This window comes from Halomonas binhaiensis, from assembly GCF_008329985.2.
GTDB classification, from domain to species: Bacteria; Pseudomonadota; Gammaproteobacteria; order Pseudomonadales; family Halomonadaceae; genus Halomonas; species Halomonas binhaiensis.
Genome location: NZ_CP038437.2, coordinates 3857872 through 3883907, shown reverse-complemented (window position 1 = coordinate 3883907; position 26036 = coordinate 3857872). Strand labels below are relative to the sequence as shown.

Here is a 26036-nt window from a genome sequence, read left to right as displayed (position 1 = left end):
GCGGTCAAAATTTGATCATCGGCGTGACATGGCCGTGACATGGGGGCTTGGCAAAAGCGTCCGCGGTGTTTCAACAAACTTTTCCACAGACGCTGTGGGTAAAACTCCGGTGGGAAAACTCTGCCAGGTCGTTCACAAGGAGCGAGTGATTCATGCCGGGCGGCTCGAAGAGGAGCCGCCCGGCATGGTGGCTACAGTCAGATGATTCATGCACACAGGAATTGGGGCCTGTGTATTGCTCAAGGCAGAACCTTCTTGAACGGCTTGACCACGACTTTGGCGTAGACACCGGCAATATGATAGGGGTCGGCATCGGCCCAGGCTTGGGCCGTGGCCAGATCACTGAACTCTGCAACGACCAGGCTGCCGGTAAATCCCGCTTCTCCCGGGTTTTCACTGTCTACGGCAGGGTGGGGGCCTGCCATCACCAGACGTCCTTCATCGCGCAGGGCTTCGAGTCGTGCCAGGTGATCGGGGCGGGCTGCCATGCGCCGTTCCAGGCTGTCGTGTACATCTTCACTGATGATTGCGTAGAGCATCGAATAATCCTCGTCATAAATGGCTGCGCAGGTGAATCACCATGCTATCGCCACCATGTCTGGCGGCTACCCCTCGCAACATCTCGAAGGCCACCCCAGTTTGTTGTCTGTGAATGGGGCAAAGGGGCAGTGCAATATGCGCCTTTTCATCCCGCTCGCCGATTCATGTGCTGCTGTTGTGAGGGGATGACCTATAGTGCCGCAATTGACCCTGGGTGGTCGTGCGAGCACCATAAGCACATATTCTGTCAAAGACGCCCGCCGGCGTCATGCCGATGAGCGCTTTCCCGACCATGCCACTACTGCCCGAGACTTTCGAGGGAGACGCATTGAGCGTCGACCTGCATATGCATTCTACCGCCTCTGATGGCGCTCTTTCTCCTGAAGAATTGGTGAGGCTCTGTGCCGAGAGAGGCTTGTCCCATATTGCCCTGACCGATCATGACACCCTGGATGGGGTTGAAGATGCACAGAAAGAGGCCAGGCAGTGTGGTATATCCGTGTTGCCGGCAACGGAGCTGTCTGCGCAATGGCGTGGAGCCAACATTCATGTGGTCGGGTTATTGCCATCAGGCGCGGTGGGGACTCTGGTGGAGGGACTGGAGTCCCAGTCCCGTGCCCGGAACACACGTGCGGAAGCCATTGCCAAGCGCCTGGAAAAGGTTGGCTTGAAGGATGCGCTGGCCAAGGCGCATGCGCGAGCCGGAGAGCGTCCACTGGGCCGCCCGGACTTTGCCCATGTGATGGTGGAAGACGGATTGGTGCCGGACCTGGCCAGTGCATTCAAGAAATATCTGGGTAACGGCAAGGTGGGAGATGTGAAGTCTCACTGGCCATATCTGTCCGAGGTGGTGACATGGATTCTTGATGCGGGAGGGGTGGCCGTGTTGGCTCATCCGTTGCGTTACAAGATGACCCGGCGCAAGCGTGGCCTGCTGTTGGATGAATTTCGTCGTGCCGGAGGCCAGGCTGCAGAGCTGGTCAGCGGTTATCAGAATCCCGATGCGACCCGAGACCTGGCCCGTCAGTTACAGGAATACGACCTGTTGGCCTCGTTGGGTAGTGACTTCCACTTTCCTGGCGGGCCGCTGGCACCCGGAACCATGAGCCCGATACCACGTACTGCCGTTGCACCGGTGTGGACGCATGAGCGTCTGGCACAGTGGCGGCGCCAGGGAAACATGGCGTAAATACTTGTATTCGACTTTTTATGCACAACCTAGGGGGGAGTTGCCTAGGCTGGAAAACGAAAACATCAAAATGAAAACACCGAAGAAGGGATGCGCCCATGACCCAATATTTCCAGATCCACCCGGACAACCCTCATAAGCGCCTGATCGATCGGTCGGTAGAGATCATCAACAAAGGGGGAGTGGTTGCCTACCCCACCGATTCTGGCTATGCCCTGGGCTGTCATCTTGGCGACAAGAAGGCCATCGAGAAGATCAAGTGGCTACGCTCCCTGGATGACAAGCACAACTTCACACTGGTGTGTTCTGATCTTTCAGAAATTGGTACCTATGCCAAGCTCGACAATGCGGTATTTCGTTTGCTCAAGGCGCATACACCGGGCTCCTACACTTTCATTCTCAATGCCACGACGGAAGTGCCACGCCTGCTGCTGCACCCCAAGCGTCGCTCCATTGGCGTCCGTGTGCCGGACCATGCCATCACCAGGGAGTTGCTCTCGGGGCTGGGAGAGCCGCTGATGAGTGTGACCTTGATACCAGCGGGGGAAGAGTTGCCGATGACCGATCCCGAGGAAATCCGTGAGCGTTTTGGTGCACACCTCGACCTGATCATCGATGGCGGAGCCTGTCACCTGGAACCCACCAGTGTCATAGATCTCCGTGAGTTGCCTCCGGTCATCGTGCGTGAAGGGCGGGGAGACATCTCGCCCTTCACGTGAGGGGCAAGTGAATGCCCTGCTCATGACATCTCGGTGCTGTCCGGAAGTTGGCGTGAGAGAGTGAGCAGGGCGGCACCGACCTCTGGGCTCAACCAGTCATCTTCATCATCATTGTGCAGTTGATGAGTGCGCAGATGAAGAGCGATATGGCCAGCCTTGGGGACAGTTTCGGCGAGTCGTTCCAGCGCTGTGGCCGCCTGAGTCAGCCAGTCGCTCTCGCGCGTGTCACTGTACGCATCCATGGCGACCGTAGCGCGATGTAGCCAATGGGCTGGCGCGCTGGCTTCGGGAAGCTTCCAGCTCCCGGTGAGCAGGGCGGATCCTCGTGCTGCCTTGCTGGTGTCCGAAGGACGCAGCGGTACACTGGCAGCAAGTTCATCGGCCAGAGCGAGTAGCGAGGCACTGTCTCCCGCTTTGAGTTCCAGTTCCGCTTCCCGAATCCGGACCTTGTGTCCGGCTGCCGTTATCTCACCCTGATCCAGGGCAATCTCGATCTGGCTACCCTGATATTCGATGTCCCAGGTGTCGCGTTCGAAGTCGGTGGTGAAGCGCTCCTGCACTTTGGCGAGAAGGCTTTGATCCAATGCCTGTACCGCTGGCAGCCTTGCCAGGCCTTCCAGGTCCAGGTGTGGGCCAGGCACAGGCCATTCCCACTCTCCTCGTACCGATAGGCCTCCGCCGCCCTTGCCACCTGTTTTCAGGGTCTGCACCCAGGCATCACCGCTGCACCTCAAGCGCAGTGCCACACGCATGCGCTGGAGGTCGCCTTCGGGAGTATCAAAGTAGGTATTGAGCAGGGTGCGGCGGTGTGAAGGGACGCCCGCCAGAATAGGATGGCGGTGCAAGTAGTCGGGCCCCAGGGGCCCGAGGGCCAGCTTCATTTCGACTTCGTTGCTCATTCTGGGCCTCGTGGCAAAGACAAGGTTGATCGGGACATGGCCGAAAGTTTTCCATGACGTGACAGCAGGGGATCACTATACTAACGCCGCCATTTCCCAGTGTCTGTGATTCACTATGGTGACAACAAACCCGTTTTCCGCGATGTTCGGTCGTTCTCCGTTCCAACCTCTGTTGGCACATATCGAGAAGGCCCATGATTGCTCTGCCGCCTTGCTGCCTTTCTTCGAAGCTACCCTCCAGGGTGACTGGGAAGCGGCAACCCAGCATCGAGAAGCCATCACCAGGCTCGAGCACGAAGCCGACTCGCTCAAGACTGAGTTGCGCCTGAATCTGCCTAACACCCTGTTCTTGCCGGTATCACGTTCCGACCTGCTCGACTTGATCAGCGTCCAGGACAAGATTGCCAACAAGGCTCGAGATATCACCGGTATCATGCTCGGTCGCCAGATGCGTGTCCCCAGTGAGCTGGCCGCACCGATGCGTGATTACATCGAGACATCTGTATCGTGTGTCGCCAAGGCTCGTCAGGCTCTGGAAGAGCTTCAGGATCTGCTTGAGTCCGGCTTCGGACGCAATGTCAGCGACCTGATGCAGAAGCTGATTCGCGACCTCCATGACCTGGAGAATCGTGCCGATGAGCAACAGATCGCCATTCGTCGTCAGTTGTTCGCCCTGGAGGCCGATCTGCCTCCGGTGGAGGTGATGTTCCTCTACAAGATCATCGAGTGGATCGGTGAGCTGTCTGACCGCGCCGAGCGTGTGGGTAGCCGACTGCAGATCATGACTGCGCACTGATGAACAACGACAGGCCGCCCCAGGGCGGTCTCTTCGCTTTAGCTCCTTTCTAGATAGATACACGAGGGATATTCCCCCATGTCGATCATTGCCCAGCACGGTGATATCTTCATCCTACTGGCCTGCGCATTTGGCTTTTTCATGGCCTGGGGCGTTGGCGCCAATGACGTAGCCAATGCCATGGGGACCTCTGTTGGTTCCCGGGCAATCACCATCAAACAGGCGATCCTGATCGCCATTGTCTTTGAATTCCTGGGGGCCTGGTTGGCAGGCGGCCAGGTCACAGAGACGATCCGCAAGGGCATCATCGACCCTGCACTACTCGAACAAGATCCTCAGCTTCTGATCTACGGCATGCTGGCGTCATTGCTGGCTGCTGGCACCTGGTTGATGATCGCTTCCATGAAGGGATGGCCGGTTTCCACGACTCATTCCATCGTTGGCGCCATTGTCGGTTTTGCCTTGGCCGGACTCGGTATTGATGCCATAGGGTGGAGCAAGGTCGGTCAGATTGCTGCCAGCTGGGTGGTTTCTCCTCTGCTTGCTGGCTCCATTGCCTTCATGCTGTTCAAGTCCATCCAGAGCATGATCTTCGACGCCGAGGATCCCTTTGCTGCCGCCAAGCGCTATGTACCCATGTACGTGTTCCTGGTGGGGTTCATCGTTTCCATGGTGACACTGACCAAAGGGCTCAAGCATGTCGGTCTGCATCTGAACTTCACTCAGAGTCTGTTGCTTTCGGTGCTGCTTGGCCTGGTATTGATGTTCATCGGTATCCAGCGCGAGAAGCGTATCGCACGCAGTCAGCGTCAGTCTGACGCTTTCGGTTTCCAGGGCGTGGAACGGGTTTTCGGCGTGCTGATGATCTTCACCGCCTGTGCCATGGCCTTCGCTCATGGTTCCAATGATGTGGCCAATGCCGTTGGTCCGCTGGCTGCAGTGATCAGCGTGGTCAATACCCAGGGTGATGTCGGAGGTTCCGCTTCTGTTCCCTGGTGGGTGCTGATCCTCGGTGGCGGTGGTATCGTGGCGGGCCTTATCACCTATGGCCACAAGGTCATTGCCACGGTTGGCACCGGTATCACAGAACTGACGCCGAGCCGCGGATTTGCCGCGACCTTGGCTGCTGCCACTACGGTAGTATTGGCTTCCGGTACTGGCCTGCCGATCTCCACCACGCACACTCTGGTAGGCGCTGTACTCGGTGTCGGTCTGGCTCGAGGTATTGCCGCTCTCAACATGCGTGTGCTGGGCACCATCGTGATGTCCTGGCTGATCACTCTGCCGGCCGGCGCAGGCTTGGCCATCGCCTTCTTCTTCATGTTCAAGGGTATCTTTGGCTGATTCAGGCTCGACACGGCCAATGAGCTAGTCATCCCCTGACCTTGCTTCAAGCGGCGCCCCTTCTTCACCGACACTGTGTGAAGAAGGGGCGCCGTTTTTTTATTCAGGGCTGACGGCTTCTTCTGCCCAGTGTTCCAGGAGCATGTTGATGAACAGCTGAGCGGTGGTAGACAGGCTGTGTGCATTGCTGCGCACCAGGCCAATAGTGCGATGAATATATGGCGGTGGTAGCTGCTTGGCACACAGTGTCTTGTGATCAGGGCCTGGCATGGCCATGCGCGGCAGAATCGCCACTCCAAGACCTGACTCCACCAGGCCCAGAGACGTCGACAGGTGTTGAACCTCGTAGAAGCTATTGAGATGAATGCCGGTCGGTGCCAGAGCGTTGTCCAGCAACGTTCGATTGCCGCTGTCCCGGCTCACGGTGATCAGACGGACCTGCTCGAGATCGCTCCATTCCAGATGCTGCTTGCCTGCCAAGGGGTGGTCGGCACGCAGTGCCAGCACAAAGGGGTCTTTCAGCAGGGGGGTGAATGATATCTCTGAGGTCTGGGCACTGAACATGTTGATGCCAAAATCTGCTTCTCCGCGAACTACCTTCTCCAGTCCTTGATGGGCACTGACGTCCAGAATACGGATGCGAATACCTGGCCAGGCTGTGTTGAATTCGCGGATCACACTAGGCAGGAAGTAGAACGCTGCTGTCGGCAGGCAAGCGATGGTGATGGTGCCTTTCTGGTGGGTCGCCAGATCTCGGATGCCAAGAATCGATGATTCGTACTCATCGAGCATGCGCCTTGCCTTGGCCAGAAAATCGATGCCGATCGGAGTCAGGCGAGTGCGGCGCGTCGTGCGTTCGAGCAGGGTGACTTCGAGGACTTCTTCCAGCTTCTGGATACGCCGAGATAACGCCGGTTGTGACAAGTGCAAGCGGTTGGCCGCTTCATGAAAGGTGCCAAGTTCCGCGACTTGCACGAAGGCTTGCAGGTCAAGGAACTCTAATCGATGTTGCATATGCTCTTCCTTGCATGGTGTTGGCCATATTAATGCGTATTTCTAATTAATGTGATTTTGTGATTATTATAGGCGGATATTTGCATTTGAAGCATGATTTGCCCGCTGCAATCCTTGCACCACTAACGACCGAACAATGGTGCAAGGCTCATGAACAGCATTCCCTGTGTGATCATGCGTGGTGGTACTTCCCGTGGCCCTTTCCTGAGGAGGCGTGACCTGCCGCAGAGTCAGCAGGAGTTGAGTGAACTGCTGCTCAATGCCATGGGTTCGGGGCATGCACTGCAGATAGATGGCATCGGTGGCGGTAACTCTCTGACAAGCAAGGTAGCCATTGTCGAGTGTTCGGAGCGCGATGATGCCGATATCGACTACCTCTTTGCCCAGGTCAACGTCCTTGAGCGTCATGTCGATTTCAGTCCCAACTGCGGCAACATGCTTTCTGCTGTTGGCCCTTATGCCATTGAGGCCGGCCTGGTGGAGCCTGAAGACGGGGTGACCATCGTTCGTGTCTTCAACATCAATACCCACCGCCTGATCGACTGCCATGTGCCTACTCCCGGGCGCCGAGTGATATATGAAGGCAACACCCGAATCAGTGGTGTGCCTGGTCAGGCAGCGGGGATTCGTCTGAGTTTTCTCGATATTGCCGGCTCCAAGACGGGAGCGCTCTTACCCACTGGCCAAGCCATGGAGATGATCGACGGTACCGAGGTCAGCTGTCTCGACGCTGCCACGCCGGTCATGATGGTGGCTGCGCATGACCTGGGGCTGGAAGGCGATGAGACTCCTGAAAAGATGGATATGGATGCAGAGCTCCTGGCGAGACTGGAATACCTGCGTCTTGAAGCCGGGCAGCGCATGGGACTGGGAGATGTCCGTGACAGTGTGTTGCCCAAGCCGGTGGTGCTGTCAGCACCACGCAGTAAAGAAGGCGTTCTCACCGCCCGCTACTTCGTACCTACCCGATGCCACAAGGCCATTGCCGTCACCGGTGGCATAGCGGTATCGGCCGCCGTCAGTGTGCCAGGCACCATCGCCAATCGCATTGCCCTTCAAGCTGGCCGAATCAGCCAAGGACAGTGTCTGTGTGATGTGTGCATTGAGCATCCGTCCGGTGTCATGGAGCTCCGAGTCGAACATCGTGACGGCAATGCCCATGAACTGGCCCAGGTATCCCTGGTGCGTACAGCCCGCAAGATCATGAGCGGGACACTCTTCTATGCGTTACCCCAGAGGAAGGTAGCGCCTCTGCCATCAGGCCCTGTGGTAGACATTGCCCTGGGCTCCTGATGCACCCGCCAGGATTCAAGCACAGCATCAGGATCACATAACAACTTTAATCATGAGGTATCACGCCATGCATATCCCTGCATTTATTGCTCAGCGCAAATTCTCACTTGGTGTGACATTGGCCATTGCCATGTCCGCCGTGGCTATCTCGGCAACCGTTTCCCCGCAGGCCCAGGCATCCACGGAAGTGCCCTCACAGATCAAATGGACAATCCCCTTCGGAGTGGGCGGTGGGACGGATGTCTGGGCACGCTTTTTTGCTCCCTGGTTCAGCCAGAACCTGCCGGACAACCCAACAGTAGTGATCGATAACGTACCTGGAGGGGGATCCATCAACGGCGCCAATATCTTTTCGATCAGGGCTAGCCATAAGGGAGACAACTGGATCGGGACATCTGCTTCCACTCAATATCCCGCCATGTTGGGTGACCCTCGAGTTCGCTACGACTATGCAGACTGGACACCGATTCTGGCCACGCCAACAGGAGGTGTGGTGTACGCACAGCCTCGCCTGGGAGAGTCCGCCGATGAAGTGATGGCGAGCATGTTGAAGTCGCCGGTCAAGCTGGCTGCCCAGAGTCCGACAGGGGTCGAGCTGCCGGTGCTGCTGGCGCTGGATCTTCTCGGTGTAGATGTGGATGCCGTTTTCGGTATGCGCAGTCGAGGAGAAGGGCGGTTGGCCTTTGAACGCGGTGAGGCGGACATTGATTTCCAGACAACTTCCGCATACCTGAGCAGCGTGCAGCCGCTGGTCGAGGCCGGCAAGGCGATTCCGCTGTTTTCCCTGGGAATACTTGATGAACAGGGAGACATCGTGCGCGACCCCGCATTCCCTGAGTTGCCGACCTTCCTGGAAGTCTATGCCTCTCTGAATGATAACCAGATGCCAACGGGTGAGGCGTACACCGCTTATCGCAAGTTCTTTGCCTCCGGCTACACGTTGCAGAAGCTGGTGATGGTACCGAAGGATGCTCCTCAGGAACTGATCGATACCTATCGTGAAGCCGCCAGGGAGTTCGTGGCCAGCGATGCCTTCAAGCAAGAAGCCCAAGCCCAGCTTGGTCCTTACGAGCCGGTGATCGGAGAAGTGGTGCAGCGCCATCTGGATGAGTCCATGGATCTCAAGGACAGCACGCGCGAATGGCTCGTCAACTGGCTCAAGACCGAACATGGCGCTTCGATCTGATAGTCATCCGTGGCCTTGATGGTGCGCTATCAGGGCTGGATTCCACTCATTTCAAGAGAGAGTGACTGTCATGATTGATGTCATGCTGTCCAGCTTGAGTCAGTTGTTTACTGTCTCCCATCTGCTATTCATGACCACCGGCGTTCTGGTGGGACTGGTGGTCGGCATCATACCGGGCCTTGGCGGTATTGCCGGAATGTCATTGTTGCTGCCCTTTCTATATGGCATGGAACCATCCGTTGCCCTGGGTATGCTGATGGGCCTGGTGGCAGTGATTCCCACTGGTGATACCTTTGCATCAGTATTGCTGGGTATTCCTGGGTCCAGCGCTTCTCAGGCCACCGTGGTCGATGGTTTTTCCTTGGCAAAGCGCGGCCAGGCTGCGCGCGCGCTGTCCAGTGCCTTCCTGTCATCGATGCTTGGAGGGTTGCTCGGGGCAGTAGTGCTTTCCGCGTTCATCGTCGTTGCACGACCGTTGGTGCTGTCCTTCTCATCATCAGAGCTATTCATGCTGACCCTGCTGGGGCTTTCCATGGTAGCGGTGCTGTCCGGGAAGGAGTTGTTCAAGGGACTTGCTGCCTGTGGGCTGGGCCTGCTGGTAGGGATTATCGGCATGGCTCCTGCGACAGGCGAGTTTCGGCTAAATTTTGGACTCGATTATCTCTATGACGGCCTGCCGTTGGTTGTGGTCGGGCTGGGGATTTTTGCTCTGCCTGAGATTGTCGAGCTGTTGCTCAAGCGTGGTGCTATCTCTGAGAGTCCTTGTCGCCTGGGAGAAGGATGGGCGCGAGGGCTGAGAGATGTTCGTGAGCAGAAAGGGCTCGTTGCGCGCTGTGCTGCCATTGGCAGTCTCGTGGGTACGATTCCCGGCTTGGCAGGATCTGTGGTCGACTGGATGACATATGGCCATGCCGTTCAGTCTGCTCGCGACAAGTCTCAGTTCGGCAAGGGGGATATACGTGGTGTGATTGCACCAGAATCAGCAAACAACGCCTGTGCCTGTGGAGCCATGGTGCCAACATTGCTGTTTGGAGTACCTGGCTCAGGAACTGCGGCAATCTTTCTGGGCGGTCTGCTGCTGCTGGGCCTTCAGCCAGGGGTTGGAATGATCGAGACGCATCTCGACCTGACCTACACCATCATCTGGTCGCTGGCACTGGCCAATGTACTGGGAGCGGCGTTGTGTCTGGTACTGGCACGACCAGTGGCAAGTCTGACACGGGTCCGTTTTACCATCCTGGCGCCAGTCATCCTGGTGCTGATCATGTTCGCTGCCTATCAGTCGACTCGTTCAGTCGCCGACCTTGTGGCATTGGGCGCAATCGGGGCCATGGGAATCCTGTTCAAGCAGGCAGGATGGTCGCGACCGGCTTTCCTGATCGGTTTCGTGCTTGCCCCAGGGGCTGAAAACTACTTCTATCAGGCAGTTCAGTTCCAGGGGACGGCGGCGTTTTCGCGCCCCGGGGTCATCATTATCGGAGCATTGATTGTCGCGATCCTGTTCATGCCCATGCTCAAGCGTACTTGGTTGAATCGTCGTTCAGTCGCATCCGGAACAGATGAGGAAACCTCTGGCAGTGAGCCCAGTGGCACCAACTCCCTTGGGAGAGTTGATCTGGTCATCATCACAGGCATGTTGCTGCTGGCCGGTGTTGCTCTGGTCGATACCTGGGGGCTGTCGTTGACCGGCGGGATCATGCCATGGCTGGCCATTGGCATCCTGGTATTGTCGCTTGTGTGCGAGATGGCTCGGAACTTGATGCATCCGGTCACTTGGGTGAAGCAGACCATTGCCGTTCAACTGCTCTGGATTGGAGGGTTCTTTTTGCTGATTGGCGCTATCCTGGCGCTGGGGTTTGTCTTGACCGCGACGCTGTTCTCCTTGCTTTTCCTGTTGCTGGTCGCGCGGGTCAAGCCTTGGATAGCAACCGGCATGGCCATGTGCATCGCAGGCTTTCTTGTGGGCATGGGGCATATCCTGACATTGACCTATCCTGCAGGTGTTCTCGATCCTCTGCTGTTTCAGTAGTGTTCTCTACCATCTGAAGCCAGTCTAAAGCCAACCTGAAGCGGCGCCTCTTCTTCATTTCAATATGCTCATTGAGATACGGCGAAGAAGAGGCGCCGTTGTCATTTTATGCATTTTTGCTGCCGTGTATTCCAGAGCCTCTCCGGTGCTCACTATCGTCTGATATAGTGCGTAGATACTTGATTCTACAACCCTGCCCTTGCTGGAGTTCTCACAACATTGAACACGCGCTTTTCCTTCGTTGACTGGTTTCGCCACTCTTCTCCCTATATCAATGCACACCGAGGCCGAACCTTTGTTGTGCTGATTGAAGGTGAGGCCATGGCCGCTGGGCGAGGGGAGTCGCTGATTCAAGACTTGGCCTTGCTGCATACCCTGGGGGTGAACCTGGTCGTTGCATTCGGCATTCGCCCCCAGGTAAATGCCGCGTTGGCCGAGGAGGGGATTACGCCAGAGCGCCATGCCGGGCGCTGGGTGGCGGATGAGGCGATCATGGCCAAGGTGGAACGGGTGGCGGCAGAGCAGCGCCTATGGCTTGAGGCACGGTTATCGCTGGGACTGCCGAATACTCCATTGCATGGCATCGAGCTGACCGCTGTGTCGGGCAACCTGGTGATGGCCAAGCCCCTGGGGGTGCGTGACGGTGTCGATTTTCATCGCTCCGGTGAAGTACGCAGGGTGCGAGCGGCGGGTATCAGGGCATTGCTGGAGCAGAAGGCCCTGGTATTGCTGCCTCCGCTAGGGTATTCCAGCACAGGAGAGGTCTTCGACCTGGATGCCGCCGATGTGGCACAACATGCTGCCGTGGCACTGAATGCGGACAAGCTCATCCTGCTGGGTGAGGCCGATGGCTTGCGGGATGAAGCGGGGCTGCTGCTGCGTCAGCTGAGTCCTGCCGAGGCAGCGCCGCTATTGCAGTCTGCATCTCCTGACAGTGAACTGGCTCGCCATCTGGGGGCTGCCTGCGAAGCAGCGTTGCATGGTGTGTCACGCACCCATCTGCTGTCCTGGCGTGATGCCGATGCTCTTCTTGGTGAGCTGTTCACTCGCGACGGGGTGGGCACGATGATCACTCAGCATCGTTATGAGCAGCTGCGAATGGCCGAGGTGAGTGATATCGGTGGCCTGCTCGAGCTGCTTGAGCCTCTGGAGCGGCGGGGGATGCTGGTGCCTCGTTCTCGTGAAAGGCTCGAGCATGATATCGATGACTACCTGGTGATCGAGCGCGACGGCATGATCATTGGATGTGCCGCCCTGCATCGCTTTGATGGCAGTAAACTCGGTGAACTTGCCTGTGTCGCAGTGCATCCGGACTATCGCAGTGGTGCTCGTGGTGAGCGTCTTTTGGCCGAAGTCGAACGCATTGCCGGGCGGCGCGGAATGGATAGTCTGTTCGCCCTGACGACTCATACTGCCCACTGGTTTCTGGAGCATGGTTTCATCCAGGCAACTCTGGAAGAGTTGCCACCGCTCAAGCGGGATGCATACAACCATGCGAGGAAGTCGAAAGTCTTGCTCAAGGCACTCTAGAACACCGAATCATCTTTCCCTCTACCACCGCCCGACTCTCGGGCGGTGGTTCTTCTTCGTACTCTGGTCTTATTGCGATGTCTCCATATGGAGACGAGATAATCTATTGATTTTTATAAGTTACCTAAAAACTGTGATATTTGCGTTGCCGTTTGGAGACGTTTCTCCTGCTGTTTTATCGACATCTGCTTCGATAGCGCTGGAAGAGAAAAACAAGATCATTACAACATAATGATAAATATAAATATTTTTATAATTGGCACGATGCTGGCTATATGACTTGGAGAGCAGGGGAAGAAGTCGGCTCCGGCCATGCTTCTTCCCGGATCGCTCTTCGGGAAATCACTGCCCTGTGTGTCCCGAAAAGTGTCCAGCGTCTGCTCCGCGCGAGATGTGCGACACAAAGGTTGCGATGAGACGGTACCGGCCTGAATGGCATGGATAGGTATCGTGAAGAGCAAGGATGCTCTGGCATGGATGCCCCCCTTATCGGGGAGAATTTAGCGCTGGTGCCCGAAAGGTGTCAGTGCGATGAACGAGGCTGGATGGTTGCCATCCATGCTCCAACGACCTGGTTCCTGGTGATGTAGGCGTTGGTGCGGCTTCGGGCCTTCGGGCCACTGGAAGGTCGTTCAATGGGTGGACCAGGCTATCGATTGATCGGTTTTTCAACCCCTTCAGTTCCCTGCGTATTCGGGCCGGCTATGCCGGCCCTTTTTTTAGGGAGCCTTTCTTGGTGAAGAAGGATGGATTACGACAAGTGATGACGAGGGTTTGGGACCCCACTTCTGGTATTCTGTGGAGGAATTGATGGACGCTTCATTCACTTTTCTTCATAGAACGCTGGACATGACTTCTGCTGCCTCGCGCCGATGGCGCCCCCGTTCACTGTTGCAATTAGTATTGTTGGCCTTTGTCGTGGTCATGCTTCCTCTTGGCGTGCTGATGTACCAGGCAGGCCAGGCGTTATCCGAGTGGTCGCGATTAGCCGAAGTCAGTGCACGCCAGGCTGTGGTAGAAACCCGCCGTGCGCGGACATTGAGTTCGCTGGCGGTGGAAATAGAACGTGGTGCGCGTCAGTACGCAGTGGTTCAGCAACAGAGCCTGCTCGATATCTATGACGAGCGACTGGAAGAGTTTCGTCAGTTGCTTACCCAGCAGCGTTTGCTGCTGGTAGATGAAGAGCATGTGGTAGCCCTGGAAAAGTTGCTGGATGACTTGGCGACATTGCCGAAGCTTGATGCAGAAGCCTATGAGAAGGCCCTGGGCTGGTTCGAACCGTTCTCGAAAAACGTAGAGGGCATGCGCAAGGCCACCAACCTTCGCATTGATGAGCGCCTGGATGATATTCGTGAACGGGCCATACAGGTGCAACGACGCCTGTGGTGGCAAACGGCTGCGCTGGTAACGTCCAGTCTGCTGCTGATGCTGTTATTCACCCGCTTGATCACTCGTCCTGTGCGACAGCTCGAGCGTCGTATTCTGGGCATTGGCACCGGTCGTGCCGGTCAAGAGGATGGAAAAGTGAAGCGGGTGCAAGGGCCTGCAGAACTGGTGGTGCTTGGCGAGCGGCTCGACTGGCTGACAATGCGACTCGAGGAGCTGGAAGCGCAGAAGCAGCAATTCCTGCGCCATATGTCACATGAATTGAAAACACCTCTTGCCAGTGTGAGGGAAGGTACGGCGTTGCTGTCTGATGGCGTGGTCGGAGAGTTGACCGAACAACAGCATGAAGTTCTCAGATTGCTGGATGCCAGCGGAGGAGAGCTGCAGCGCCTTATCGAGCAACTGCTTGACTATAATTTGATACAGCACTCACGCAATGCCGAGATTGAGCGTCTCGACATGGCCACTGTCGTGAGTGAGGTGTTAGCCAAGCATCGTCTGGCTCTCCAGTCGAAGGAGATGCGCGTCGAGGCTTTTCCCGGGCCTCTCAACTGGTTCGCTGACCATCAGGCGACAGCCCGAGTGCTGGACAACCTGATATCCAATGCCATCGCATATGGTGAGGATGGTGGAGAGCTGGTGATTCGCGCCAAAGCCTTGCATGACCGCTTGGAACTGGAAGTTGCCAATAGTGGCGACCCTATTGCGAAGCAGGATCGTCCTCATCTGTTCGAGGCGTTCTATCAGGGTCAGGCAAAGCGCAAGGGCGCATTGAAGGGCTCCGGAATAGGCCTTTCCGTGGCTGCCGACTGCGCCCGCCTGCAAGGCGGAGCATTGGCCCTGGTGGATGACTCCGATCTCGCGGTCTGCTTTCGCTTGACGCTGCCTGCCAATGAGGGAAGCAAGGCAGCACAGCAATCACGACAATTGCAACAATCACGACATGAGCCCGCGTCGTCGGGCAAGGACGCAAGGAACCTGACCTTATGATTACGAGGGCGCAGACCCTGTTATGCGGATGTCGTCATCCATGGAGCGACAGCCCGCTTTTCCACAAAGGCATGGAACGCCTGGCCCTGGCGGTCCTCCTTGTCAGCTTTACGGGTTTGGCAGGATGCGATGCATTGATACTGCAGGGACGTGATGGAACACCCACTGTGGTTGAGGACTCATCCCTGAAGTGTGCTGTGGATGCCAGTAACGATGCCAGTAACAACGTGGTGCCGAACTTTGCGAAGTCGGACTGCATGCTGGAAAACTGGGTCGCCTTTGGCCTGGCTTCCCAGCGCGGCGATCACCAATGGCGCACGGATATGCTGGGGCGTACCGAAGGATACGCGCCTGAGCAGCGCCTGGCTCGAGCTGTCGTGCAGGCCTGGGGCTCCGTGTCCCAGTGGCGCGAGGCATCGGGTGTGCTCAAGTCGGACCTGGAGTCGGCGCCCGAGGAGCTGCAACCGCTTATGCGCTACTGGCGCAATGAGCTGGAAGGACGCCTCGCATTGCAGGGGCGTGTTGGCTACAACGATGACGAAGTAGCTCAACTGCGCAAGGAGAATCAGGAACTTGCCAAGAAACTTGAAGCTCTAACTGCCATTGAGCAAAACATTAACCTGCGTCAGCAGGTGGAATAGTAGTATCAATCTGCATCGGCAGGTCGACTTGATCATCTATCTGCGCTAGCAGATGGAAAAAGCATCAACCTGCGATAGACAGGGGTCTGGAAAGGCCCTGTGGAGACTCCGAAATGAAACACGTTGCAACGACGCCAAGCGCTAAGATATCGGCCCACATTCTGCTGGTTGACGATGATGTCAGCTTGCTCAAACTGTTGGGTATGCGCCTGGAAAGCCGTGGCTATCGTGTGACCACGGCGGAGAGCGGACGTGATGCTCTGAAGCGGCTGGATGAGGCGCGTCCGGACCTGGTGCTGTCCGACCTGCGTATGGATGAAATGGATGGCATGGCGTTGTTTCAGGAAATTCAGCGTCGTATGCCAGGCCTGCCCGTCATCATCCTGACGGCTCATGGCTCTATTCCCGATGCCGTCAGTGCCACGCGTCAGGGAGTCTTCAGCTTTCTGACCAAGCCGGTGGATCGCGATGAGTTGTTCGGTGCCATTGACGATGCCTTGGCGCATTTGACCAATACCGGTGAGGGTGATGACAGTTGGCGGGATGAAATCATCACCCGTAGCCCGGAAATGGAACGCATCCTGGAACAGGCCCGCATGGTGGCAGGTTCTGATGTCAGTGTTCTGATCACTGGCCCTTCCGGGTCGGGCAAGGAACTGCTGGCCAATGCCATCCATAAAGCAAGCTCAAGGGCCGACAAGCCATTCGTTGCCATCAACTGTGGCGCCTTGCCTGAGCAACTGCTGGAAAGTGAGTTGTTCGGTCACGCCCGAGGGGCGTTTACCGGCGCGATCAGTGAACATGGCGGACTGTTCCAGGCAGCCGATGGCGGTACTCTGTTCCTTGACGAAATCGGTGACATGCCGCTGTCGCTACAGGTCAAGCTGTTGCGTGTCCTGCAGGAGCGACAAGTGCGCCCGTTGGGTTCGACCTCTTCCATACCGGTGGATGTGCGCGTGCTGTCTGCGACACACCGCGATCTGGATCAGGCCATGCACGAAGGGGAGTTTCGCGAGGATCTTTACTACCGCCTCAATGTCGTCAACTTGAAGTTGCCGCCATTGAAGGATCGTGCCGAGGATGTGCCGCTACTGGTCAAGCACCTGGTCGCCCAGGCCGCTTCGCGCCACAAGCCTTTCGTCAAGGGCTTTTCCCCGGAGGCCATGAACCTGCTGGCGACCAGTTCCTGGCCCGGTAATGTGCGTCAACTGGTCAATGTGGTCGAGCAGTGCGTGGCACTGTCCAGTGCTCCGATGATTCCTGAAGCTCTGGTGGCTCAGGCGCTCGTGGCAGAAGATAACGCGCTGCCTACCTTCAATGATGCCCGTGCCGGTTTTGAACGCAGTTATCTGGTCAAGGTGCTGAAGATTACCGAAGGCAATGTGACGCAAGCCGCACGGATCGCCGGACGTAATCGCACCGACTTCTACAAGCTGTTGTCGCGTCATGAACTGGAGCCTTCTGCCTTCAAGCCCGGGGCTCAGAACGTACAGCACTGACCGTCAGCGTCAATTCCCCTTCGCCCAACCGGGCGTCGAGCACTTCACCTGGCCGAGTCTGATTCGCTGAGCGGATCACTCGGCCAGCGTCGTCTGCAAGGATGGCATAGCCGCGACCAAGGACTGCGAGCGGGCTGACGGCATGTAGCTGGCGCATGCGCGAAGCCAACTGCTCGCGATGGCGTTCCAGGGCATGGTGCTGTGCATTGATCAAGCGTTGCTCGAGGCGTTGCAGTCGGGTGCGGGCCTCATGCAATGTCGCTTGAGGGGAGCGCAAGCGCAGGCGGTGGGCGAGTTCGTGATGGGAGCGGGAACAACGGTCGAGCGTATCCTGCATGGCGCGCTGCAGGCGGCGTTGCAGTTGGAGCAGTGTTTGGTGCTGGCGCTGCAGGTGCTCACCTGGATGGCGCAGGCGAAGGCGAAGATGATCCAGGCGTTGGCTTTCGACCTCCAGACGCCTGCGCTGTGCGCGAATCATCTGGACTTCAAGCTGGCTCAAGCGCTGGAGCATGGTGTCACGCATGGGGACCAGACGCTCGGCCGCGGCAGAAGGCGTGGGAGCACTGGCATCAGCGGCCAGGTCGGCGATGCTGGAGTCGATCTCATGGCCTACCGCGGCCATGACCGGGAGGCGTGAGTGGTGGATGGCCCGGGCGAGATGCTCATCGTTGAAGGCCCAGAGGTCCTCCAGGCTCCCGCCTCCGCGTGTGATCAACACGACATCCTGCTGGGGATCCAGTGTCGACTGCCGGTTGAGCAGGCCCAGCGCAGAAATCATGGCTGGAGCTGCCTCGCTACCCTGTACGGGCACCGGAATCAGAGTGACATTGACCAGTGGCCAGCGTGCTCGCAGGACGGCCAGGACATCGCGAATGGCAGCACCGGTGGCTGAACTCAGTACCAACAGGTGGCGCGGTGGGTATGGCAGAGAGCGGTCATTGGTAAACACACCTTCCCCGGCCAGCTTGGTCTTGAGTGCCTCGAGAGCCGCAAGCAGAGCCCCAATCCCCGCCGCCTGTACCGCTTCCACGATCAGTTGATAGTCTCCCCGCGGTTCGAACAGCGAGATCCGTCCACGCACGCGAACCAGGTCGCCATCGCGCATCGGCGTCGACACAAAGCGGCCGCGGGTGCGAAACAGCACGGCACGCACCTGGGCTCGGTCGTCCTTGAGGGTGAAGTAGACATGGCCTGATGACGGCCGAGAAACACCAGACAGCTCCCCCTCGACCCAGCATTCCTCGATGTTGGCTTCCAGGGCCTGGCGAGCACGACGATTGAGGTCGCTGACAGAGAGAATGTCCTGAGGGGCATCGTTCATGGGAGCTTCCTTGTCGCCGGGCGGAGCTGAGGTGAAAGCGGGCTGACATGAGAACAGGGCAGCAGTAAAACCTGTATCCAGCCTACCATGAACCGAGCGATCCTCGTGTCGCAGCATCGCCTGCTGTCTAGCGGGCGACCCTGGGTGTCAACCAACCGACCAATAGCGGCAGGGTGATCAGTAGTACCGTGATTCTCAACAGATGGTGCGAGGTGACAAAGGCTGGCTCGATATTGAGCGCCAGGGCGACCAGGCTGAGCTCGGGAGCCCCGCCTGGCATGTAGGCAATCAAGGCCGCTGCCACAGAATAGCCGGTTAGCTCATGCCCGATCCATGCTGCCGCCACGGCCAGCAAGGTAAGCATTATTGCCTGTATCAGGGCCAGGCCAAGTTGCCTGGCCATTTCTCTCAGCGTGACACCGACAAAGCGTACGCCCACCGAAGTACCAATGATCACCTGAGCCAAGGCGATCAGGGCAGGAGGTAACACGGCATGGGTGGTACCGCTCAGGTGGAGGACAGAGGAGGCGAGGGCCGGGCCGAACAGTAGTGGGTTGGGCAAGCGCAGCAGACGGCCGATGACGACACCCACCACGGCAGCACCTGCAAGCCAGCCGGTATCCTCCAGTCCCGGAAAACTGAGCCATTGGCTGGCATTGCTGCGACTCGCGCTGATATCCACGTGGCCAATCAGATTGAGCAATGGCGGAATGGACACCAGCAGCACAAGGATGCGCACGGCATGTGTCATGCCCACTGCACGCAGGTCGGCACCGGCTTCCTGCGCCATGGGCAACAGGGATGACAGGCCACCTGGAGCCCCTGCATAAATGGCGGTATCCAGCGAATGTCCGGCAATCCGGTGGGAGAACCAGACCGCGACTACCATCATGCTGGCGGTCGCGATCAGCATGATGATCAGGCTACCTGACCAGGCTGCGAAATCACTGGCCACGCCGGGGGCGAAGGCAGATCCCAGCATCACGCCAATGACCACCAGCACTGCCTTGCGCACACGTCCTGGAGAACCGAGGCGAATACCGGCAAGACTGACGGCTGTCGTCGTGATCAGCGCGCCCAGCAGCCAAGGCAGAGGCATATTCAAGTAGTAGGCAACGAATCCCCCCAGGCCACCCAGTACCAGAGTGGGGATATAACGCAGGATGCCAGACATGGCGATGGGCGAAGGGGGCGACATTCAAGCTCCTGGATGAGAAGAAAGACACTCCAGGATCCATGGATCCCGGAGCATGAAAGGTTCAAGCATTGCCGGCCTTGCGTCCTGCCATGAGCTTGGGCAACAACCAGGGCAGCACCAGCAGTGCGGTGGCAGCAATCCACAGGAATAACGAGATGCCGGATTGCCACAGGATGCTCGTGTCTCCCCCACTGATGGCCAGTGCACGGCGTAAGTTGTCTTCCATCAGTCCGCCCAGCACGTAGCCAAGGATGATCGGTGCCAGCGAAAAGCCCAGCTTGCGCAGCAGGTAGCCGACAATACCGATGATCAGCATCAGATATATCGCCGCCAGGTCGGAATGCAGCTGATAGACACCGACGAAGGACAGGACCGCGATGGCAGGTACCAGAACCCAGCGGGGAATGGTCAGCACCCGGGCGAAAACGCCTGCCAGTGGCAGGTTGAGTGCCAGCAGCACCAGGTTGCCAATATACAGTGAGGCAATCAGGCCTCCGGCAACTTCCGGGTTATCGCTGAACATGGTCGGGCCAGGAGTGATGTTATAGAGCATCAACGCGCCCAACAGTACTGCCGTGGTGCCAGATCCAGGGATACCCAGCGTCAGCATGGGCACAAAGGAGCCCGCAGCAGAAGCATTGTTGGCGGCTTCGGGAGCGGCCAGGCCGCGCATGTCGCCCTTGCCAAAGGTGCCGTGCTTGTCGTTCAGCCGTTTTTCCGTGGTATAGGATACCGCACCGGCCACCGAAGCACCTGTCCCGGGCAGCACGCCGATGATGAAGCCCAGCAGGCCTGAACGCAGCATGGTGCCCTTGCACAGCAGCAGTTCCTTGGTGGACACGAACACACGCCCCAGGGGAGGCAGTTTACCGTCATCATCCGGGCGACTGGCGTGTTCCAGCATCAACAGGATTTCACTGATAGCAAACAGGCCAATGATCATGACAACGAAGTCGACACCGTCGAACAGCTCGGGCATGCCAAAGGTGTAGCGCATGACACCGGTGGCGGAGTCGACGCCGATCATGGCAATCATCACGCCAAGCACGGCACCAATGGCGGTCTTGATCGGGTCCTTGCCCATCATCACGGCCATGGAGGAAAACGCGAATACCATCAAGGCGAAGAACTCGGCGGGGCCAAACATCACTGCCACCTGGGCCAGCAGGGGGGCGAACAGGGTCAGGCCGAGAATGGCGATGGTCGCGCCAACGAAGGAACTGACCGCAGAAAGCCCGAGTGCAGGTCCCGCCAGACCTTTCTTGGCCAGCGGATGGCCGTCCAGTGTCGTCATTACCGCACCGGCATCACCAGGCACATTGAGCAGAATGCTGGACATGCGGCCACCGTACTCGGCGCCGGTATAGATGCCCGCGAGCAGGATCAGGGCTGATTCAGCCGGCAGGCCCAGCGTGTAGGCCAGCGGCATCAAGATGGCAATGCCATTGATCGGGCCGATGCCTGGCAGGGCCCCGAACAGGGTGCCAAGCAAGGCACCAAGGAAGGCGAGCCCCAGATTGAGTGGTGTCAGGGCGACAGAAAAGCCTTCGATCAGAAAGTCGAACATGGAAATACCTCATTCTTGGCGGGGGCATGGCTGCCTCGGCCAGAAACTGCTAACTCAGCCAGGTGCCACTAGGCAGGGTGATGTCCAGCCCCTGAGTGAACAGCCAGTAGCTGCCCAGGGCCATGAGAACACCGGTGATGATGGCCTGCCGCCATGAGGCAGAGAACAGGCGTGCCAGCAGCGTGATGACAATGCACGAGCTGGCGGCGTACCCCAGGCGCGGGAACAGCAGGGCATAGGCCAGCAGCAGAGCGAGTACTGCGCAGAGCTTCAGTGCCAGGCGGCCATCCGGCCAATGGCCGTTGAGGCCTGGGCGAAAGATCAGCACCAGGGACAACAGGCCCAGCAGGATCGATAGCCCCAGAGGGAAAGCCTTGGGGCCAACCGGGTCATAGCTGAAGGGCACATGGAGGGATAAGGCATGGGCGGCACAGAATGCCGCCAGGACGATCAAGGCAATGCCCAGGCAGCGGTCCGCTGCCTGGCTGGTGGAGTTGCTCATTGGGTCAGCCCCACCTGTTGCGCCAGCTCCTTGAAGTCAGCGACTTGCTGCTTGACGTAAGCGTCGAACTCATCACCGACCATATCCATGGGGAACAGGCCACGGTCTTCACGCAGCTTGGCGAAGCCGGGATCTTCGGCCAGTTTCTGGATGCGATCCACCCAGGCCTGATAGTCTTCATCGCTGACTTCTGGGCCCGTGTAGTAGCCGCGCCAGATCGGCCACTCCACGTCATAGCCTTGTTCTGCAGCAGTAGGAATATCAGCGTAGGGCCCATCCATGCGCTCTTCAGATAGCGCCGCCAGGACACGGATGTCGCCGCTCTCGAGCTGAGACTTGAGCTCGGACAGGTCGCCGGTAAACACTTGGATATGATTGCCCAGCAGCGCTGCCAGAGCTTCACCGCCCCCTTCGAAGGCGACATAACGCAGGCGTTTGGGATCGATATCCGCAGCCTGGGCGGTAAGTGCCGCCTTCATCCAATCCTGGCTACCGATGCTGCCGCCAGCCCCGAAAGCGACCTGGGAAGGATTTTCCTTGAGTGCTGTCATCAGCTCTTCGAGGTTCTGCCAGGGAGCGTCGGCCTTGACCACGATGGCACCATAATCAACACCCAGCGCCCCCAGCCAGCGCACTTCACTGGCATCGTACTGGCCGAACTTGCCCAGCGCGAGGTTGACGGCTGCGCCCGTGCTGGCCGCGACAATCATATTGCCGTCATCCTTGCGCACGCCGTTGACATGGTTGTAGGCCACGGCACCGATACCGCCGGGCATGTAGGTGACCAGCATGGGGGCATCGATCAGCTTGGCATCGAGCAGGCCATTGGCGGCCAGGCGGCAGGTCAGGTCATAGCCACCGCCAGGTTTTGCTGGTGCAATGCACTCGGTCTTTTCGGCAGCCTGAGCGACTCCTGCGCCACCGAGCAGAACGGTACCAAGCGCTGTGCAGGCCAGTAATGGGAGGGAACGGCGCAATGGGAACGATGTGGTAATCTTCATGGCGGACTCCTGAATGCATCTTGTTGTGTTTGGGTGTTCAGCGGAAACAGCTATCGTTCAGCGAGAACAGCTGTCGTTCAGAAAAAGCAGATGCTGGAAGTTTTCGATGCTAGGCAGTGGAGCTTTCATCTACCTGTCATCTTGACCCCTTCTTACCGAGACTTTGGTCGTATGCGCCTTCTCGTTGTCGAAGACGATTCATTGATTTCGCGTTCCCTGACTCAGGCTCTCACGTCCCTTGGCAATACCGTCGAGACCTTTTCGACCTATCGCACGGCAAAGGAGGCCATACACCAGGGAGCATTCGACTTGCTGCTGCTGGATCTGGGCCTGCCGGATGGTGATGGACTGGGGTTGCTGGAAGAGATGCGTGAGCGAGGAGATTCCACGCCGGTACTGATTCTGACGGCCAGGGATAACCTGGATGATCGTGTACGCGGGCTGGATCTTGGTGCCGATGATTATCTGGCCAAGCCGTTCCAGTTGGCGGAACTGGAAGCCAGGGTCCGCGCATTGCTGCGCCGAAGCCAGCAGCGAACCGAGAACCTGTTGAGGCTTGGACCGCTGATGTTCGACCCGGCAACAGGGGCAGCAAGCCTTGACGGTTGTGCCCTGTCATTGCCTCACCGCGAGCGCCTGCTGGTGGAGAGCCTGCTGCTGCATGCCGGCAACATCGTGCCTCGGGAGACACTGGAAAGCCGCCTGTTCGGTTTTGGCGAAGTTGGCTCCAATGCACTGGAAGTCTACGTCAGCCGAGTACGTAAGCGGCTCAAGGGAAGTGGTTTGCGCATCCGCACCTTTCGTGGCCTGGGATATCGTCTCGAGGAAGAGCAGGGGTGATTGTCGTCACTGGTTCGCTCAAGCGGCGCATGGCCGCTTGGTTGCTGGTGACCGTCATCGGGCTTGGTGCTTTGTTGATGATCGAAGCATGGGTCAGCAGCCGTCAGGCGGCGGACCGTGCGTTCGATGCGCAACTCGAGGCGGCCGCCTTGAGCATCTCCGAGGCCGTCCAGTGGCAGGATGGACGCCCGGAAGTGGTGATTCCTGTATCGGCGTTGCAGATCCTTGCCACCAGTTCTCAGGAACGAGTGTTTTATGCCGTTCTCGATAGCCAAGAACGTCGCTTGTCCTCCAACTGGGAGGTGACGATTCCGCAAGCCTTGCGTGACAGCGTGCGCAAGGCCCCTCTGGAAACGGCATTGCATACCGCCTATGGCGAATTGCGTGTCTACGGTCGCGAAGTGTCAGCGCCTGGGTGGGTCAGCCAGGGACCGGTTCAGGTCTGGGTCGGGCACACGCTCGGTGGACGTCAAACACTGGCCCTTACGCTGTTCAAGCAAGCAGTATCGCGTTTCCTTGCCATGGTGTTGCTGGCCGGCGTTCTGATGGCGCTGACCATACGCGTGGCATTGATGCCTTTGCGTCGCCTGCGTCACCAGTTGCGTCTGCGCGAGGCTGACGACATGCGTCCGCTGGACGCCGAAGTGCCCAAGGAAATGCATGAATTGGTTCAGACATTGGATCAACTGTTCACACGCCAACGTGAAGGACGAGAAGTGCTGCTGCGTTTCACCGCCGATGCCAGCCATCAGCTCAAGACGCCACTGGCCGGCTTGCAGACCATCAGTGAACTGGCGCTGCGCAGCTCGGACCCTGGACAGTGGCGCGCAGCGCTGGAAGAGGTACATGGCAGCGCCGAACGTACCAGTCGACTTGCTGGACAATTACTGTCGCTGGCGCGCTTGCGCCATCTTGATGACGCGCCGCAGCGCCAGCGTGTGGAATTGTGCGGACTGGTGAGGGATGTTGCTCTGGAATGGGCGGGGCGCGATGAAGCCAATAGGCATGACCTGGGGCTTGATACGTTACCGACCCAGCCGTTGTGGGTGGAAGCGGAAGCCTGGGCGTTGCGCGAGTTGATCGGCAATGTCATCGATAACGCACTGCGTTATACGCCGGCTGGCAGCAGCATTACTCTGGGGCTGCGGAGAGAAGAAAACGAAGGTTGCCTGACGATTCGTGATGATGGCCCCGGTGTGCCCGAAGAACAGCTGGAACGCCTGTGCCGACCCTTTGAGCGTCTGGGCAGGCAGGGAACCGAGGGTTCGGGGCTGGGTATGGCGATTGTCGATAGCATCGCTCGGCGTCTTGGCGGTCATTTGAAAGTAGCGAACCTGTCGCCGTCAGGGCTCGTTGTTGAGTTGCGCTTACGCCTGGCAGAGGAGGAGGCCTCATGACTGCCCTGCGTATCAGCCTGGCGGCCACTGTCTTGCTGGTTATTGGGCTGGCCTCCATGTGGCTGGTCGTGGAACGGCCCAAGGGCAGTGTTCCGCCGCCATCCAAGCTGGTGATCGCTGCGGCGCTGGATGAAGCGGTAGTGGCGCCGCTGCTGGAGGCCTTTGGCCGCGCCTATCCGCATATTCAGTTCGAATATCGCGACCGGAGCTCCCTGGAGGTTGACCGCAGTGTCACCGAGGGAAATCCACCGGATGTGGTGATCAGTTCGGCGATGCCCTGGCAGATGGCCCAGGTCAATGCGGGGCTGGCGCGCCACCTGGATAGCGAGGAGACACGCAACTGGCCGGAATGGGCCAAATGGCGCGATGAAGTCTTCGGCTTCACTTTCGAACCTATTGTGATGGCTTACCATCTCGAGCTTTCCCGTCATGTTCTGCCCCCGGAAACCCATGCGGACCTGCTTGAGTTGCTGGATTCCCGACAGAACCTTCTGCGCGGTCGGGTCGTGACCTATTCGCCTTTTAACAGTGGCATCGGATACACATTGTTCCAGCAGGATGCGCGCTATTCTTCGCGTTTCTGGGATCTGGTGACCAGCATGGGGAGGGTCGAGACAGAGGCGCTGGAGAATACCCTGCGCATGCTTGAGGGCATAGATAGCGGACGTTATTGGCTAGGCTATAACCTGCTGGGCTCCTATGCCCTGGTCTATGCCCAGGAACACCCCAATGTCATCGTCCAGATTCCCACGGATTACAGCCTGGTCATGATGCGTATGGTGTTCGTGCATCGGGATGCACCACATCCTGCCGCTGCGACGACATTCGTCAATTTCCTGCTCAGCGAGGAAGGGCAGGGCGTACTCGCAGGGCAGACGCCGATGTTCAGCATTCGGCCAGGGATCAAGGGGCCTTACACCGCGGCTCGCTTGCTCGGGCAAGTAGGAGATCGCCTGTATCCGATCCCTATCAATGCCTCACTGCTGGCCTTCGTCGACCCCGCCAGGCGTGAAGCCTTCATCGAGCACTGGCGGCAGGCTTTCTCCGGGGACAGGGAGGCCGTGGACGAGAGACATGAACGAGAAAGTGGCGCCTTGATCCCTAGGTAATCGCTAGAGCACATTGCCCGAAACGTCGTCAAAACGTTATAATGCT

General features: G+C 58.2%; 22 protein-coding genes. 14 read left to right on the top strand and 8 right to left on the bottom strand.

Features of this window, described 5'->3' with window-relative positions; all coding sequences use genetic code 11:
• Window positions 1-239: 239 nt before the first annotated feature.
• Window positions 240-539 (bottom strand): YciI family protein, encoded by a 300-nt coding sequence (locus E4T21_RS17040; protein WP_149286175.1) that lies wholly within the window; start codon window positions 537-539, stop codon window positions 240-242.
• 275 nt (window positions 540-814) lie between these two features.
• Between E4T21_RS17040 and E4T21_RS17035 the strand changes: the two genes are divergently transcribed.
• Both E4T21_RS17035 and E4T21_RS17030 read left to right on the top strand, forming a co-directional pair.
• Complete coding sequence (locus E4T21_RS17035) at window positions 815-1729, top strand: PHP domain-containing protein (protein ID WP_240349203.1); 915 nt, start codon at window positions 815-817, stop codon at window positions 1727-1729.
• A 98-nt stretch (window positions 1730-1827) separates the two neighbouring features.
• Window positions 1828-2448: an L-threonylcarbamoyladenylate synthase gene (locus E4T21_RS17030; RefSeq protein WP_149286174.1), complete on the top strand. Its 621-nt coding sequence runs from the start codon at window positions 1828-1830 to the stop codon at window positions 2446-2448.
• A 20-nt stretch (window positions 2449-2468) separates the two neighbouring features.
• On the opposite strand, the gene E4T21_RS17025 is transcribed toward E4T21_RS17030, so the two are convergent.
• Window positions 2469-3347, bottom strand: coding sequence for a CYTH domain-containing protein (locus E4T21_RS17025; protein WP_149286173.1), 879 nt, complete (start codon window positions 3345-3347; stop codon window positions 2469-2471).
• 115 nt (window positions 3348-3462) lie between these two features.
• Between E4T21_RS17025 and E4T21_RS17020 the strand changes: the two genes are divergently transcribed.
• Both E4T21_RS17020 and E4T21_RS17015 read left to right on the top strand, forming a co-directional pair.
• Window positions 3463-4143 (top strand): TIGR00153 family protein, encoded by a 681-nt coding sequence (locus E4T21_RS17020; protein ID WP_149286172.1) that lies wholly within the window; start codon window positions 3463-3465, stop codon window positions 4141-4143.
• A gap of 78 nt (window positions 4144-4221) precedes the next feature.
• Window positions 4222-5487 carry an inorganic phosphate transporter gene (locus E4T21_RS17015; RefSeq protein WP_149286171.1) on the top strand — a complete coding sequence of 422 codons (1266 nt, stop codon included), beginning with the start codon at window positions 4222-4224 and terminating at the stop codon, window positions 5485-5487.
• Window positions 5488-5586: 99 nt separating this feature from the next.
• Here the strand turns inward: E4T21_RS17015 and E4T21_RS17010 are convergent, their stop codons facing one another.
• Window positions 5587-6501, bottom strand: coding sequence for a LysR family transcriptional regulator (locus tag E4T21_RS17010; protein ID WP_149286170.1), 915 nt, complete (start codon window positions 6499-6501; stop codon window positions 5587-5589).
• A gap of 150 nt (window positions 6502-6651) precedes the next feature.
• Between E4T21_RS17010 and E4T21_RS17005 the strand changes: the two genes are divergently transcribed.
• From E4T21_RS17005 to glrR, 7 genes are all read left to right on the top strand, one after another.
• On the top strand, window positions 6652-7794 hold the full coding sequence (locus E4T21_RS17005; RefSeq protein WP_149286169.1) for a 4-oxalomesaconate tautomerase: 1143 nt from the start codon (window positions 6652-6654) through the stop codon (window positions 7792-7794).
• 67 nt (window positions 7795-7861) lie between these two features.
• On the top strand, window positions 7862-8980 hold the full coding sequence (locus tag E4T21_RS17000) for a type 2 periplasmic-binding domain-containing protein (RefSeq protein ID WP_240349202.1): 1119 nt from the start codon (window positions 7862-7864) through the stop codon (window positions 8978-8980).
• Between the two features lie 70 nt (window positions 8981-9050).
• Complete coding sequence (locus E4T21_RS16995) at window positions 9051-11009, top strand: tripartite tricarboxylate transporter permease (RefSeq protein WP_149286168.1); 1959 nt, start codon at window positions 9051-9053, stop codon at window positions 11007-11009.
• A 219-nt stretch (window positions 11010-11228) separates the two neighbouring features.
• Entirely contained in the window at window positions 11229-12539 is a 1311-nt protein-coding gene (gene argA / locus E4T21_RS16990; RefSeq protein WP_149286167.1) for an amino-acid N-acetyltransferase, read from the top strand.
• 849 nt (window positions 12540-13388) lie between these two features.
• Entirely contained in the window at window positions 13389-14915 is a 1527-nt protein-coding gene (locus tag E4T21_RS16985) for a sensor histidine kinase (protein ID WP_149286166.1), read from the top strand.
• Complete coding sequence (locus E4T21_RS16980; protein WP_240349201.1) at window positions 14912-15556, top strand: coiled-coil domain-containing protein; 645 nt, start codon at window positions 14912-14914, stop codon at window positions 15554-15556. Before E4T21_RS16985 ends, E4T21_RS16980 begins: the two co-directional genes overlap by 4 nt.
• 113 nt (window positions 15557-15669) lie before the next feature.
• On the top strand, window positions 15670-17055 hold the full coding sequence (glrR, locus tag E4T21_RS16975) for a two-component system response regulator GlrR (RefSeq protein WP_149286165.1): 1386 nt from the start codon (window positions 15670-15672) through the stop codon (window positions 17053-17055).
• Here glrR and xseA read toward each other — a convergent pair.
• From xseA to E4T21_RS16950, 5 genes are all read right to left on the bottom strand, one after another.
• Window positions 17024-18376, bottom strand: a complete 1353-nt coding sequence (xseA, locus tag E4T21_RS16970; RefSeq protein WP_149286164.1) for an exodeoxyribonuclease VII large subunit — start codon at window positions 18374-18376, stop codon at window positions 17024-17026. The genes glrR and xseA overlap by 32 nt on opposite strands.
• 127 nt (window positions 18377-18503) lie before the next feature.
• Complete coding sequence (locus E4T21_RS16965; RefSeq protein ID WP_149286163.1) at window positions 18504-19574, bottom strand: AbrB family transcriptional regulator; 1071 nt, start codon at window positions 19572-19574, stop codon at window positions 18504-18506.
• Between the two features lie 61 nt (window positions 19575-19635).
• Window positions 19636-21141, bottom strand: a complete 1506-nt coding sequence (locus tag E4T21_RS16960) for a tripartite tricarboxylate transporter permease (protein WP_149286162.1) — start codon at window positions 21139-21141, stop codon at window positions 19636-19638.
• Window positions 21142-21190: 49 nt separating this feature from the next.
• Window positions 21191-21643, bottom strand: coding sequence for a tripartite tricarboxylate transporter TctB family protein (locus tag E4T21_RS16955; protein WP_149286161.1), 453 nt, complete (start codon window positions 21641-21643; stop codon window positions 21191-21193).
• Window positions 21640-22644 carry a Bug family tripartite tricarboxylate transporter substrate binding protein gene (locus E4T21_RS16950; protein ID WP_149286160.1) on the bottom strand — a complete coding sequence of 335 codons (1005 nt, stop codon included), beginning with the start codon at window positions 22642-22644 and terminating at the stop codon, window positions 21640-21642. The genes E4T21_RS16955 and E4T21_RS16950 overlap by 4 nt, the downstream gene beginning before the upstream one ends.
• 171 nt (window positions 22645-22815) lie before the next feature.
• On the opposite strand from E4T21_RS16950, the gene E4T21_RS16945 reads away from it, so the two are divergent.
• Genes E4T21_RS16945 through E4T21_RS16935 form a run of 3 tightly spaced genes read left to right on the top strand, consistent with a single transcriptional unit; the run spans window position 22816 to window position 25990 of the window.
• Complete coding sequence (locus E4T21_RS16945; protein WP_149286159.1) at window positions 22816-23484, top strand: response regulator; 669 nt, start codon at window positions 22816-22818, stop codon at window positions 23482-23484.
• The gene (locus E4T21_RS16940; RefSeq protein WP_149286158.1) at window positions 23481-24881 is read left to right on the top strand and encodes a sensor histidine kinase; all 1401 of its coding nucleotides are present in this window, start codon (window positions 23481-23483) and stop codon (window positions 24879-24881) included. The genes E4T21_RS16945 and E4T21_RS16940 overlap by 4 nt, the downstream gene beginning before the upstream one ends.
• Window positions 24878-25990 carry an ABC transporter substrate-binding protein gene (locus tag E4T21_RS16935; protein WP_240349200.1) on the top strand — a complete coding sequence of 371 codons (1113 nt, stop codon included), beginning with the start codon at window positions 24878-24880 and terminating at the stop codon, window positions 25988-25990. Before E4T21_RS16940 ends, E4T21_RS16935 begins: the two co-directional genes overlap by 4 nt.
• Window positions 25991-26036: the final 46 nt, after the last annotated feature.